We start from the raw sequence: 14025 nt of genomic DNA on the forward strand, positions 1-14025 counted from the left end.
TGATCTGGAGTTCCACGGATCAGCCGTGCAGGACGTCGTCGATCAGCGCGGCGTTGGTATCGGCGATGTTGCCTTCGCCGCCGGCTCCCCCGATGCCGCCGATCTGCAGCGTATGCTGGTCGACAAGCAGGTGGTTGAGCTGGTCCGCCTCGGCGATGCCGCCCGCGGGCACGGCGATGTTGATCGGATGGAAGTAGCCGATGTTGACGTCGACTGTGCTGCCGTTCGAATAGCCGTCACCGCCGCCGCCGGCGACCCCGCTTCCGGTGAAGATCGTGTCCGAGGAAAGGTTGAACCCGCCGCCCTTGCCGCCGATCCCGGCGATCTGCACGCCGCCCTGGTCGAAGATCACGTTGTTCGTCTGCGTGGCGTGGGCATCACCGCCGGCGGCGCCGACAGCGATGTTGATCGGTGAGAACACCGCGACGTTGACGTCGACCATGCTGCCGATGAAAGTGCCGTCGCCGCCATGGCCCGCATAGGCGTCGCCATTGAAAATGAACGTCGCGCCCTGCTGTTGGGCCGGCGCGGTATTGCCGGCAACGTTATGGTCCCCACCGGAACCGCCAACGCCGCCGATCTGGGTGGCGCCCTGGAGGAAAGCTGCGTTGTTTGTCTGCCCGGCCGTGGAGGTGGCGCCCGGACCGGCTGCGACAGCCAGGTTTAAAGGCGCAAACACCGCGGTGTCGGTGCTGACGAGGCCGCCAAAAAAGGTGCCATCGCCGCCACCACCGGCCACGCTGCCGCCGCCATGGCCGCCCGCCACGTTACCATTGCCGCCTTCGCCACCGATGCCTGCCATCTCGGTGACGTGCTGGTTCATCAGCGCGGTGTTGCCCTGGTGCGCATCGGCGTCCGTATGCGGGCCGGCGATTGCTGTATTCGACGGCGTGAACATCGCCAGCGTGTTGCTGGCGACCGTGCCCAGGCTGGTGCCGTCGCCGCCGCTTCCGGCGGAGTTCTGCGCCGGCGCTATGTCGAGCGGAAGCCAAGTCGGAACCAGCGCGAGATGTCCGCCGGCGACCGTGCTCTGATTGGAGCTCGCGTTCGGTGCCTCTTCCGACAAAAGACGAGTTTCCGCCATCGCCATGACTCCCATAGGCTCGATCCCTCGCAGCACGATCATGCGACGTGTGCGAGCGCGCATTGCGAACTATTTTGAAGGCGGTTGCGGCAAAAGGTGAGCCTGCAATTCGGCTACGTCCGTTCGGGGAGGTCATTAGTCGATCGGCTATCGCGGCCCGGGCCCCGAGAACCGCAAGCTAATTTCATTTCGACAGTGTCGCGCGCATCTGGCGCGGCGACTGGCCGAAGGTCTTGGCAAATGTCCTGGAAAAATGCCCCGCGCTCTCGAAGCCGACTTCGAGGGCGATTTCAATGAGCGAAGCATCGGTCTGGGTGAGAAGGTGCTTGGCGCGTTCCAGCCGGAATTTCCTGTAGACATGCGCCGGCGACATCTTCGCCTTTTCCATGAACAGGCGCTCGAGTTGCCTGCGCGACAGGCCGACGGAGGCCGCCAGCTCCGGGATCGAGATCGTGTTCTCGGTATTCTGCTCCATGATGATGAGAGCAGCGTTCAGGCGGGGATCGTTGCTCTCGATCGCGAGCGGCTTTCTCGGTTGCACATGAAGATGCGAGCGGGCCTTGTCGATCTGCAGGACTTCCAGTGCATTGCGTTCCGCCTCCCGGCTGATGTGGAGGCGTACGATATGGGCTGCCATGTCGGCTGCGCTGCTGCCGCCGGCGCAGGACCCGCGGGTGCGGTCGAGGTTGAAGAGGCGGTCCGAGCGAACCTTCAGATCCGGGAAACGCTCGCGGAACGCCTGATAGTGGAGCCAGCTGACACAAACGACGTGCCCCGCCATCAGTCCCGCTTCCGCCAGGATGAAGGTCCCCGTGCACAGGCCGATCAAAGGAACCTTCTTTGAGGCTGCCTTCTTCAGGAAAGCGATCGTCTCGTCGTCGATCGGGTGTTCGTTTTTGAGAAGGCCGCCCACCATCACGATGTAGTCGAACTGGCCGGGATCGACGAGGCCAGACGTCGGCGCTACCTGAACCCCGCAACTGGATGCGATCAGATGGCGGGTATTGCCGAGGACCTGCCAGTCGGCGCGCACGCGGCCCGATTTGTCGAGCTCGTCGCTGGCCAGCCGAAGCGTGTCGATGAAGAGAGCGAAGGCCGAGAGCGTGAACGATCGCGCCAGTACGAAGCCGATCTTGAGGCGGTTGGCTGCAGCATCATTGGATTTCGTGTTCATCGTCCTTGAAAACCCACTTTCAATTTCTCCTCCCAGGCCACCCGTCACGGCCGAGACACCTCCCGAGGATCGTGGCGCAACATCGCAAGAGCATCGACAATAGGAACCGCAAACCTCGCATTCTGCGACCATGATCCCGATCCGTTATCCTATCTGAAATCCGCGTGCCAGGGGATCACAATCATTCATGATGATCAGCCCGGCGCCCGATGCGGTCCATCTTTCAATCCTGTCCTGGCCGGTGCTCGTCGCGGGATGAAGCAGACCTGCGGCGGGTACCATGATGCGTGACGACGGCGTGTGGCCGCTAAACCCTCTTACTTGTAAGTTTGATTTAAAAAAGATTGACATTTCAATGGAAAGAATAGTTATAAAGATAACAACAAATCACCTGGACTCATGAGATGCTCGCCATTGTCGCTGATGACCTGACTGGCGCACTGGATGCCGCGGCACCGTTTGCCGCGAGGGGCTTCCACGTCGAAGTCGCGTTGGCCGCCGAAGCGATCGGTGATGCTCTGGAGGCGAAACCGGACGTGCTGTCGGTCAATCTCGGCTCGCGCGAACTGAGTGCGGAAATCGCCAAACAGCATTCCGCCGCCGCTCTCGCCGCCCTGCCTTCCGGTTCGCGGATCTTCAAGAAGGTCGACTCTCGTCTAAAAGGCAACATTGTTGCCGAACTCGACGCGATGGCCTTCCATTCTGCGCTGGTGGCGCCGGCCATTCCTGCCTTTGGCAGGCTGGTGACATCCGGCCGTGTCCAAGGCTTCGGAGTAGATGCGCCTATTTCCGTTGCCGAGAGGCTTGGCCGGCATGCGGCAAAAGCCTTGATCCCGGATGCATCCACCGAGGCCGAAATGCGCGCCCTGCTCGAAGAGGCGGAGCGAAGCGGCACGGATCTGCTGATCGGAGCGCGTGGCCTGGCCGAAGCGCTTGCCGAGCGGATGAGTGGCGGAGCTGAAGCGCGCGCTGCCGAACTGTCGGTCGGGCCGGCCTTGTTCGTCATCGGCTCCCGGGACCCGATTACGCTTGCCCAGGTTGACGTGCTTCGCAGCGCGATTGCTCTGTCCTATCTGCCGGCGCCGAATGGGCGACTTGTGAAAGAATACGACGCTGGCGGCGCGATCATCCTCGTGCAGGCAGTGCCAGGCGAGGGGGAGGCGACGCCGGAGGCGGTTTCCGAAGCGCTTGCCGACAGCGTTTGTCCAGACCTCGTCCAAGCGGCAGGGACAATGCTTCTGTCCGGTGGTGCAACCGCAGAGGCGGTTTTGAAAAGAATGGGCATTCGGCGTTTTCGGCTGGTTGGCGAATGCCTGCCTGGCCTGGGCTTGGCTGAGGTCGAAGGACGTTGCATCATCGCCAAGTCCGGCGGATTCGGCGCGCCGGAGACACTGAAGGAAATCGCGGAGGCTGTCCTCCGCAAGATGGGATGACGGATGGGACTGGAGAACGGAACAGCACGCAAAAGCCTCGGCGATCTCGTCTTTGAGCGCATGCACCGTGCGATCAAGTCCGGCGCCTACAAGCCGGACGAGCGCTTGCCGACCGAGCATGATCTGGCAAGCGAGTTCGAGGTTTCCCGGCCCATCATTCGCGAAGCTCTGCGCCGGCTGCGCGAGCAGGGTTTCATCTATTCGCGCCGGGGTGCGGGCAGCTTCGTTCGTGCCGTCGGCATGCGTGAGCCGCTTGGCTTCGGGCAACTGGAGAACGTCGCCGATCTTCTGAACTGCTACGAATTCCGCCTGACGGTCGAGCCGGCCGCTGCAGCGGCTGCGGCCGAGCGGCATGATGCGACCACCCTGGCTGCCATCCGCCAGGCGCTGGAACTGATGCGGGACGCCACCAACCGGCAATCGCACCGCGAGGACGCGGACTTCCAGTTTCACCTCGCGATCGCACGTGCCGCCCAAAACAGCTATTTTTTCACGGCAATGGAAGCGCTCAAGGATCACATCGCCGTCGGCATGCGGTTTCACGGCGCTTCGGTCAAGCGGGAGACCAGCGGGCTGACGCGGGTCTTCGCGGAGCACGAAGCGATTGCCGAAGCCATTGCCGCGCGTGAAGCCGCAAAGGCAAGACAACTCATGCATGACCACCTTGCCGGATCCCGCGAGCGCCTGTTCCAGGCGACGAAGTAGTCGGCAACTGCAAAAACCCCGGCGGCGCCGGGGCTTTGATTTCGGCAGCGGCCGATGAACTAAAGCGCGCCGCGATCTTTCAGATTCGCTCCTTGCGCTTTAAGCCCTTGATATTTCGCATGTCGTTATCGCAAAACCGCCGCACACTTTTGCGCGACATGCTTTAGAAGGCTGCCCTGTAGACGCCGAGCACGTCTTCCACGCTCATGTCGATCGGGTTGTTGTCCATAAGCCGGCGGTTGGCATGGGCCTCGCTTGCATAGAGCGGCAGGTCGTCGGCCTTGGCGCCGTGCGCGGCAAGCGACATCTCGATGCCGAGCTGGCGGCAGAAGCCGCAGGCTGCATCCAGGAGTTCGCTGGCGGGGAGATTTTCACCGAGGCCCAAGGCCCGAGCGACTTCCGCGGTCTTGTTCGCTGCAACCGGTTGGTTGAAGGCAAGCACGTGCGGAAAGATGATCGCGTTCGCCAGGCCGTGGGGCAAGCGAAGCCGCGTGCCCAGCGGATAGGCAATGGCATGGCCGGCGGCCGTGTTGACCGGACCGAGGCAGATGCCGCCGTAATAGGAGGCGAGCATCATCCCTTCGCGCGCTTCGGTATCAGCACCATCCTTGACGGCGCGCGCGAGGTACCTGCCGACGAGCTTGAAGCCCATGCGGGCAAAGTCGTCGATCATCGGATGGGCGCGGCGGTTGGTGAAGGCTTCGACGCAATGGGCCATGGCATCGACACCGGTAGCCGCGGTTACCGCCGGCGGCACGGAATAGGTGAGCTCCGGATCGAGAACGGCGAAATCGGCAATCATATGCGGGCTTTCGACCGCGATCTTGTTTCCCTTGACCGGATCGGTGATCAGCGAACGGATGCCGGCCTCGGAGCCAGTGCCGGCGGTCGTCGCCACCTGGGCAAGGCGCGTGTTGCGGCCCAGAACCCGGTTCGGCCCGGCAACATCGGCAAGCGTCTGCTCTGAATCCCAAAGTACGGCAACCAGCTTGGCAACATCGAGGACAGATCCGCCGCCAAGGCCGACGATAAGGTCCGGCTTGCACCGGCGCGCGGCGTCAAGCGCGGCGTTCAGGGTATCGACATCCGGTTCGCCTGGGATCGCGTCAAACACCGTGGCACGGCCCGAAAGCTTCAGGCGATCGACGAAGCGTGCGGTGATCGGTGTGGCGATGACGAGGACCGAGCCGGCCTCTGCCGCCCAGGCACCGACGTCTGCGATCGTGCCGGCGCCGACAGCCAGGCGGCGCGGCTGATGAAGGGTAATCGGAGCGATGGTCATGGGGTCATCCTCGCTTGGCAGCGCCCGCCACGAGCTTGCGGGCATAGGCAATGGCGGAGTTCATGTTGCCGTGGTTGGCGATGCCTTTTCCGGCGATGTCGAAGGCCGTGCCGTGATCGACCGAGGTGCGGTCGATCGGCAGGTCCACCGACACGTTGACGGCGGTGTCGAAGGCAACGAGTTTCACCGGGATGTGTCCCTGGTCGTGATATTGCGCGACCACGAGGTCGAAAGCGCCCGAATAGGCGCGGTGGAACACCGTGTCGGCGGAGATCGGGCCATAGGCATCGATGCCTTCCGCCCGCGCCGCCGCGACGGCCGGCGCGATCTGGTCGTCATCCTCGGTGCCGAAGAGGCCGTTCTCGCCGCAATGGGGATTGATGCCGGCGACTGCGATTTTGGGAGCCGCATAGCCGATGCGTTTGAGATGGGCGTCGCCGGCGCGGATGGTGGCGAGAACCCGTTCGGTCGTCGAGCGTCGGATCGCTTCCTGCAGCGCCACATGCGTCGAAACGTGGATGACCTTGAGCCGCTCGGAGGCAAGCAGCATATAGGCCGCCTTCGAGCCCGTCAGGCTGCGCAGCATCCCCGTATGGCCGTCATAGTGATGGCCGGCAAGGTTCAGCGCTTCCTTGTTGATGGGCGCCGTCACGATGCAGCCGATGACGCCGGCTTCGGCATCCCGCACCGCCTTTTCGATGAAGCGGAAGGCTGCGTCGCCGGCGACCGGGCTCAACTGTCCCCAGGGAAGCGGTGCACCCTCGATCGGCAGATCCACGACGTGCGGCGCCAGATCAACCTCGAGACCGAGGGCAGCACGGGCCGCTTCGAGCGTGGCGAGATTGCCGTAGATCCGGGTCGTGTCGCGCTCTTGCTGCGACATGTCGGCGAGGGCGCGCACCGAAATTTCGGGGCCGACGCCGCACGGGTCGCCCATGGTTATGCCGATGATATTGCTCATGAAGGTCTCCATTGGTCGGCGTGGTCCCAGCCAGGGGCCAGGCGGACATATTTGATGGCGCGCCGGTGATAGGTGTAGGCGAGGTGCATGGTGCCGTCCGGCCCCTCGAGCAGCCAGGGATAGGACATCTCCTTGTTGCGGCCGTCGGTCGAGTCGTTGGAAAGGCATGTGCCGGGGCCGTCTTCGATCAGCAGTCGAACAGGAAAGGTCCTGCCGCCATCCTCGGAGAGGCAGAGGGCGACGGGTGAACGCCGCACACCCCAGACCGGAACACAGCCGCCTGTCGGGTCGGCGTCGGGGCGGCTGTCGTCCTCGCCAAGTTCATCGTAAAGCGAGGCGCGCCGCTCGGCAGTGTCGGCCGCGCTGACGGGATTGCAGATCATCGCAATCCGGCCGTCGCTCAGGCGTAGGGCCGCGATTGAGGAATTGTTGTTGGGGACGTCGCTTGCCTCCGGCACGGACCAGGAGCGGCCCTCATCGAGGCTCTCGGTTCTATAAACCCAGTCGGCCTGCCGCCGGCGGAAGAGGGCGGCAAGGCGACCGTCGCCAAGCGACACCGGCGACATGTGCACGCAGCCGATGGATTGATCCAATTCGTCCAGCTGCCATGTCTCTCCCTGGTCGAGCGAAATGCCGAGGGCGGCGGTATCGTGGCTGCCGTTCCACTTTTGGCCAGGGCGCTGAACGCAGCGGAAGATCGGCAACAGCCAGGCGCCGTCACGGCGCACCACGAGGGGCGCACGGATGAAGCAGCCGCGGGGAAGGTCCAGATAGCGACCCTCGGTCGTCGTCAGTGACAGCGGGTCGGATGGATTGCGTCGGACCTCTGCCATCCGGATCCGGCACTCATCCTGATTGCCGGAGGGTTGGGAGGTGTGGAAGAGCCACAGCCTGCCGTCGGGCGCGGTGAAGAGCACCGGGTTCTGCTCCGAATGCGCGGCGTCGAAGCTCAGGCGCTGCGGCGGACCCCATTGCGTCGCGCCCTTCGGCAGGACGGAGGCAAAGATGGAGATATCCGACTTGCCCTCGAGCGTGCCACCGAACCAGGCGCAGGCGAGCGCGCCATCTGAAAGCAGATGCAGGAAGGCAGCATGGTTCTGGATCATCGGCGAAGGCAATAGCGCTTCCATGCGCCCGGACGAGGCGGCTTGAAGCAGGCCATTCATGCTGCGGGCGATTTCTTCCGGGTCCATGGGCTCCTCCTGTGTGCTTCGAAAATCGCCGAATTTTCAAAGTTGTCAAGTTTGATAAAGTTATAAATCGATGCCTTCTCCATCGACATGTCTACCAAATTATTGATTTTGAATGGTTATTAATGATGAAAATTCGACATTGAATTTTACATGGAGAATTAATTTGACAAACTTGAGTGAAAAGTGGATGGTCTGGGCAAGCCGGCAAGAGGATGCCGGGGAGGAGGATCTCATGCCGGAAGCCAGCCCCCAGGGGGCTAAGATGGCAGTCATGTTCGCGGTCGGTGCCGCGATCCTGGCGGCAGTCGACGCGGTGATCGTGCGGGCGCTGAATGGTGCCGTGCATCCCTTCGTCATTGGCTTCTTTCGCGCCTTCTTCGGTGCGGTCATCCTTTTGCCCTGGGTTGCCCTGCGCCCGTCCGTCCTCAGGTCGAGCCACCCCTTGCGCCAGCATGCGGTCCGTGCGGGCTTCAAGCTGCTGGCGATGGTCGCGTTCTTCGCCGCCTTCAGCTGGGGCCCGCTTGCCGACGTGACGGCCATCGCCTTCACGTCGCCGATCTTCCTGTTGCTCGGCGCCGCGCTGGCGCTGGGCGAGAAGCCCGGACCGGCGATGATCGGCGCGGTGGCGCTTGGCTTCGTGGGGGCGATGCTGATCATTGGCCCTTCGGGCGCCGGCTTCAACCTTGCCATCCTTCTCGCGCTTACGGGCGCGGTGCTCCAGTCGACCATTCAGTTGATCCTGAAGTCGATGTCGAAGGGCGATACGACCTCGACGCTTGTCGTCTGGAACCTTCTCTTGACCGTTCCGATCGCGCTTCTCTTCGCTCTGCCGTTCTGGACCATGCCGGGCGCAAGGGAGATGAGCCTCCTGGCGCTGCAGGGGGTCGTTGGAGCCGCCTGCATGGGGATGATGACCCATGCTTTTTCGCTTGCGCCCGCCACGATCGTCGCGCCGGTGGATTTCCTGCGCTTGCCGCTCGTGGCGCTCGGCGGCTTTGCGCTGTTTGGTGAACACATTGCCCTCACCACCCTTTGCGGCGGCGGGCTCATCGGTTGTGCGGCGCTCATCGCCGCGCGATCCGGAAAAGCAACATCCGGCTGAATGAATTTCACTAGGGAGGAAATGCCGTGAAGAAACTATTTGTCTTGAGTGCGCTCATGCTGGGTTCTGCCCTGTCACCCGCTTTCGCGGGATCGGGCCCGATCAAGATCGTGCTCGCCGAAGAAGCGGATCTGCTCGAACCCTGCATGGCGACGCGCTCGAACATCGGCCGCGTCATCATGCAGAACGTTAGCGAAACGCTGACCGAGCTCGACGTCCGCGGCGACAAAGGCGTCATGCCGCGCCTTGCCGAGAAATGGGAACAGAATGAAGACGGCAGTTGGCGCTTTCATCTGCGCCAGGGTATCAAGTTTTCCGATGGCACGACTTTCGACGCCAAGGACGTCAAGCACAGCTTCGATCGCATCATGAGCGACAAGAACACCTGCGAGTCGCGCCGCTATTTCGGTGGCATCACGGTGACCCCCACCGTGGTCGACGATTACACGATCGATTTCAGCGCCGATCCGGTTCAGCCGATCCTGCCGCTCTTGATGTCTCTCGTCACGATCGTGCCGGAAGAAACGCCGCTTGAATTCGTTCGCGAGCCGGTCGGTACCGGCCCGTACAAGCTGAGCAACTGGACGCCGGGCCAGCAGATCGTGCTGACCAGCCGTGACGACTACTGGGGCGCAAAGCCGGAGGTGACGGAAGCCACATATCTGTTCCGCGCCGACCCGTCGGTGCGCGCTGCCATGGTCCAGACTGGCGAAGCCGATCTTTCGCCGTCGATTTCGCAGCTCGACGCCACCAATCCGGCGACGGACTTCTCCTATCTCGATAGTGAAACCGTCTACCTGCGCATCGATCACAACATCGAGCCGCTGAACGACGTTCGCGTCCGCCGCGCGCTCAACATCGCCATCGACCGCCAGGCCTTCCTCGGCACGCTGGTTCCCGACAGTGCGCTGCTTGCCACCGCTATCGTGCCGCCCCCGACGCTCGGCTGGAACCCCGACGTCAAGGTCTTTCCGTACGATCCGGAAGGCGCAAAGAAGCTGCTCGAGGAAGCCAAGGCCGATGGCGTGAAGGTCGAAACGCCCATCACCATCATCGCCCGCTCGGCCAATTTCCCGAACGTCACCGAAATCATGGAAGCCATTCAGGCGCAGCTCCAGGAAGTCGGCTTTAAGGTCGACCTGAAGTTCGTCGAAGTCGCCGAGCACGAGCAGTACTATTCGAAGCCCTTCAAGGAAGGCCGCGGCCCGCAGATCGTCGCTGCCATGCACGACAATTCCAAGGGCGATCCGTCGTTCTCGATGTTCTTCAAATACGCGACCGACGGCACGCAGTCCGGCTTCTCCGATCCGAAGGTCGATGACCTGATCAAGCGCGCATCGGCCGCCGTCGGCGAAGAACGCGCCAAGCTCTGGTCGGAGCTGATCGCCTATCTGCACGACGACGTCGTTGCCGACGTCCTGCTCTTCCACATGGTCGGCTTCTCCCGCGTTTCCGACCGGCTCGATTTCAAGCCGACGATGGCGACCAACGGAACGCTGCAGCTCTCGGAGATCAAGATCAAGTAATCTGCCCTGGCGAACGATAGGTTCGCCAGTCACAACAGCAATCAAGGCGGTGGGATGATCCCGCCGCCGGATTTCTTCGAGGGTGCCATGCTGAAATTCGTTCGAAAACGCGCCGTGGCCAGTCTGATCTCGCTCGTCGGGCTGCTCGTCATGGTCTTCTTCCTGTCGCGGTTGACGGGGGATCCGGCCGCCTTATTCCTGCCGGTCGAAGCCTCCGCGGAGATGAAGGCGCAGTTCCGTGAACTGCACGGTTTGAACGATCCCATGCTGGTGCAGTTCGCGCGTTATGTCGGCGACGTCGTGACCGGCGATTTTGGCGAATCCCTGCGCAAGGCTCGCCCTGCACTGGACGTGGTCCTCGAGGCCTTCACCTGGACGCTCTGGCTGGCCGTCATCACCATGACGCTCGTCGCCGGCGCCGCGATCGTCGTCGGCTCGCTTGCCGCCTTCCGCGCCGGCGGTTTCTTCGACCGGCTATCCTCGCTCATTTCGCTGGTCGGCGCTTCCGTTCCCGATTTCTGGATTGCCATCGTCGCGATCGTCGTGTTCTCGGTAAATCTCACCTGGCTACCGACTTCGGGCACCGGCTCTTTGCTCCATTGGATCCTGCCGATCTCGGTTCTGTTCATCCGGCCCTTCGGCATCATCGTGCAGGTGGTGCGCGGCTCGATGATCGGGGCGCTCTCCTCGGCCTATGTGAAGACGGCGCGCGCCAAGGGCGTCAAATCCGGGCCGATCATCTTCGTGCATGCGCTGCGCAATGCCATGCTGCCGGTCATCACCGTCATCGGCGACCAGGCGGCGAGTCTTCTCAACGGCGCGGTGATCGTCGAGACCATCTTTGGCTTTCCCGGGGTCGGCAAGTTGATGATCGATTCTATCCTGCAGCGCGATTTCAACGTCGTGCTTGCCGCCATCCTCGTCACGGCGCTGGCGATTTTCTTCATGAACCTGCTGATCGATCTCGCCTACGCGCTGCTCGATCCGCGCATCCGGCACTGAGGAGGCGACCATGACCTTGCAGACCGCTGATACCGTCCTCGCCGACGAACCGCGCTTTGCGACGCGCATGTTCCGCATGCTGCTTGCCGACAAGTTTGCGCTTTGCGCCGCGATCTTCCTGTTTTTCGTCCTGGTCCTCGCGATCGTCGGGCCGAGCTGGCTCGGCGATCTCGCGACCAAGCAGAACCTCAGGGGGCGCAACGCCGTGCCTTTCGACTGGGAACGCGGCTGGGTCTGGTGGATGGGGGCCGATGCGCTGGGGCGGCCACTGCTTGCCCGCATCATCGTCGCGACCCAGAACACGCTGATGGTCGCCGCCGGCGCGGTCGCGCTTTCGGCAACCGTCGGTACCTTCCTCGGTCTCGTTGCCGGCTTCTCCTCGCCGCGCGTCAATCAGGTCATCATGCGGCTCGCGGACGTCATCATGTCGTTCCCGTCGCTGCTGATCGCCGTCATCGTGCTTTATATTCTCGGCTCATCGATCCTCAACCTGATGCTGGTTCTGGCGATCACGCGTATCCCGGTCTACCTCAGAACGACGCGCGCCGAAGTGCTGGAGATCCGCGAGCGCATGTTCGTGCAGGCCGCGCGCGTGATGGGCGCATCGACGAAGCGCATCCTCTTCCGCCACATCCTGCCCGTGGTGCTGCCGACGCTGACGACGCTTGCGACGCTCGACTTCGCCTATGTGATGCTGGCGGAAAGCGCGCTCTCCTTCCTCGGTATCGGCATCCAGCCGCCGGAGATCACCTGGGGCCTGATGATCTCTCAGGGACGCCAATACCTCACCAACGCATGGTGGCTTTCCTTCTGGCCCGGCCTTGCGATCATCCTCACCACCATGTCGCTGAACTTGCTCTCGAACTGGCTGCGCATCGCGCTCGACCCGGTGCAGCGCTGGCGCCTCGAAATGAAAGGTCGCAAGAATGGCTGACCATCTCCTGGAAGTCCGCGACCTTTCGGTCGAATTCCACACCGCAGTCGGCGTCGTGAAGGCGGTGCGCAACATTTCCTACCACCTCGACCGAGGCGAGACGCTGGCAATCCTCGGCGAGAGCGGGTCCGGCAAGTCGGTCTCCTCCTCGGCGATCATGAACCTGATCGACATGCCGCCGGGACGCATCAGCTCCGGAGAGATCCTGCTCGACGGTGTCGACCTGCTGACGATGCCGACGCAGGAAAGGCGCAAGGTTAACGGGCGCCGCATCGCCATGATCTTCCAGGATCCGCTGAGCCATCTCAACCCGGTCTATACCGTCGGCTGGCAGATCCGCGAGGCACTCACCACCCACGGAACGGATGCGACACAAGCCGCATCGGAAGCGTTGCGGCTGTTGACGCGGGTCGGTATCCCCGAGCCCGAGCGCTCGCTCGACAAATATCCGCACGAATTCTCGGGCGGCCAGCGCCAGCGCGTCATGATCGCCATGGCGCTGGCGCTTCGCCCGGACCTCCTGATTGCCGATGAGCCGACGACGGCGCTCGACGTCACGGTGCAGGCCGAGGTTCTCGCGCTGCTCGAGGTGTTGCAGCAGGAGACCGGCATGGCGGTCCTTATCATCACCCACGATCTCGGTGTCGTCGCAGAGATCGCCGACCGCGTCGTGGTGATGGAAAAAGGCGTCTTGGTCGAGGCCGGCACGGTGCGCGAAGTCTACAAGAACCCGCAGCACCCCTATACGAAGAAGCTCATTGCCGCCGCCCCCGGCAAGGGCGAGATGCATGCACCGGCCGCGCGCGCCGAGCCGGTTCTCTCGGTTCGAGACGTGCGCAAACGCTATGGCTCCTTCGAGGCGCTGAAGGGCTTGTCCTTCGATCTCATGCCCGGCGAGACCATGGCCGTCGTCGGCGAGAGCGGCTCGGGCAAGTCGACGCTGGCGCGCATCCTGCTGCGTCTCGACGAGCCGGACAGCGGCAGTGCCCTTTGGAAGGGCCGCGACCTCTTCACCATGTCGCCAGCCGAACTTTACAAGCTGCGCCGCGACCTGCAGATGGTGTTCCAGGATCCGACGCAGTCGCTCAATCCGCGCATGACGGTCTATCAGCTCATTTCCGAGGCCTGGGTCATCCATCCAGATATCCTGCCCAAGGCGAAATGGCGCGAGCGCGTGGCCGAACTTCTGGTGCAGGTCGGTCTCGGTCCGGAACACATGGGCCGCTACCCGCATCAGTTCTCCGGCGGCCAGCGCCAACGCATCGCAATCGCCCGCGCACTTGCGCTGGAGCCGCAGCTCATCATCTGCGACGAGGCCGTCTCGGCGCTCGACGTCTCGGTGCAGGCTCAGGTGATTGCGCTGCTCGACAGGTTGCGCAAGGAAATGGGCATCGCCTTCATCTTCATTGCCCATGACCTGCCCGTCGTGCGCGACTTTGCCGACCACGTCATGGTCATGCAGAAAGGCAATATCGTGGAGCTTGGGACGGTGCGCGACGTGTTCGAGACACCGCGGCAAGACTATACCCGCGCGCTGCTCGCCGCCGGCCTCGACCCCGATCCCGACGTCCAGGCCGCCCATCGTGCCGCACGTCTTCAGCGCGCGTCTTGAGGCGCGCACATTCAAAA

12 protein-coding genes are annotated in these 14025 nt (G+C 63.1%); 7 read left to right on the forward strand and 5 right to left on the reverse strand.

The features are described from left to right. Positions 1-19: 19 nt before the first annotated feature. Positions 20-1084 (reverse strand): hypothetical protein, encoded by a 1065-nt coding sequence (locus QM996_RS19920; protein WP_334197796.1) that lies wholly within the window; start codon positions 1082-1084, stop codon positions 20-22. 184 nt (positions 1085-1268) lie between these two features. Then, positions 1269-2258 (reverse strand): GlxA family transcriptional regulator, encoded by a 990-nt coding sequence (locus tag QM996_RS19925; protein ID WP_334197797.1) that lies wholly within the window; start codon positions 2256-2258, stop codon positions 1269-1271. 404 nt (positions 2259-2662) lie between these two features. Here QM996_RS19925 and QM996_RS19930 point away from each other — a divergent pair, with 404 nt between their 5' ends. Continuing rightward, a complete protein-coding gene (locus QM996_RS19930) occupies positions 2663-3691 on the forward strand; it encodes a four-carbon acid sugar kinase family protein (RefSeq protein WP_334197798.1) in 1029 nt (342 codons plus the stop codon). A 3-nt stretch (positions 3692-3694) separates the two neighbouring features. After that, complete coding sequence (locus tag QM996_RS19935; protein WP_334197799.1) at positions 3695-4396, forward strand: FadR/GntR family transcriptional regulator; 702 nt, start codon at positions 3695-3697, stop codon at positions 4394-4396. Positions 4397-4559: 163 nt separating this feature from the next. On the opposite strand, the gene QM996_RS19940 is transcribed toward QM996_RS19935, so the two are convergent. From QM996_RS19940 to QM996_RS19950, 3 genes are read right to left on the reverse strand one after another with little or no spacing between them, the layout of a single operon-like run. After that, complete coding sequence (locus QM996_RS19940) at positions 4560-5678, reverse strand: iron-containing alcohol dehydrogenase (protein WP_334197800.1); 1119 nt, start codon at positions 5676-5678, stop codon at positions 4560-4562. Positions 5679-5682: 4 nt separating this feature from the next. Next, complete coding sequence (pdxA, locus tag QM996_RS19945; protein WP_334197801.1) at positions 5683-6639, reverse strand: 4-hydroxythreonine-4-phosphate dehydrogenase PdxA; 957 nt, start codon at positions 6637-6639, stop codon at positions 5683-5685. After that, positions 6636-7832 carry a sialidase family protein gene (locus QM996_RS19950; protein ID WP_334197802.1) on the reverse strand — a complete coding sequence of 399 codons (1197 nt, stop codon included), beginning with the start codon at positions 7830-7832 and terminating at the stop codon, positions 6636-6638. The genes pdxA and QM996_RS19950 overlap by 4 nt, the downstream gene beginning before the upstream one ends. A 262-nt stretch (positions 7833-8094) precedes the next feature. Between QM996_RS19950 and QM996_RS19955 the strand changes: the two genes are divergently transcribed. The 5 genes from QM996_RS19955 (at position 8095) to QM996_RS19975 (ending at position 14008) form a co-directional block, all read left to right on the forward strand. Next, a complete protein-coding gene (locus QM996_RS19955) occupies positions 8095-8934 on the forward strand; it encodes a DMT family transporter (RefSeq protein WP_500270459.1) in 840 nt (279 codons plus the stop codon). Positions 8935-8990: 56 nt separating this feature from the next. Further along, complete coding sequence (locus tag QM996_RS19960) at positions 8991-10460, forward strand: ABC transporter substrate-binding protein (RefSeq protein ID WP_500270523.1); 1470 nt, start codon at positions 8991-8993, stop codon at positions 10458-10460. An 87-nt stretch (positions 10461-10547) separates the two neighbouring features. After that, positions 10548-11462 carry an ABC transporter permease gene (locus QM996_RS19965; RefSeq protein ID WP_334198733.1) on the forward strand — a complete coding sequence of 305 codons (915 nt, stop codon included), beginning with the start codon at positions 10548-10550 and terminating at the stop codon, positions 11460-11462. 10 nt (positions 11463-11472) lie between these two features. After that, positions 11473-12396 (forward strand): ABC transporter permease, encoded by a 924-nt coding sequence (locus tag QM996_RS19970; RefSeq protein WP_334197805.1) that lies wholly within the window; start codon positions 11473-11475, stop codon positions 12394-12396. Then, positions 12389-14008, forward strand: a complete 1620-nt coding sequence (locus QM996_RS19975; protein ID WP_334197806.1) for an ABC transporter ATP-binding protein — start codon at positions 12389-12391, stop codon at positions 14006-14008. The genes QM996_RS19970 and QM996_RS19975 overlap by 8 nt, the downstream gene beginning before the upstream one ends. Positions 14009-14025 lie beyond the last annotated feature (17 nt).

This window comes from Sinorhizobium chiapasense (assembly GCF_045277575.1).
Classification (GTDB): Bacteria; Pseudomonadota; Alphaproteobacteria; order Rhizobiales; family Rhizobiaceae; genus Ensifer; species Ensifer chiapasense_A.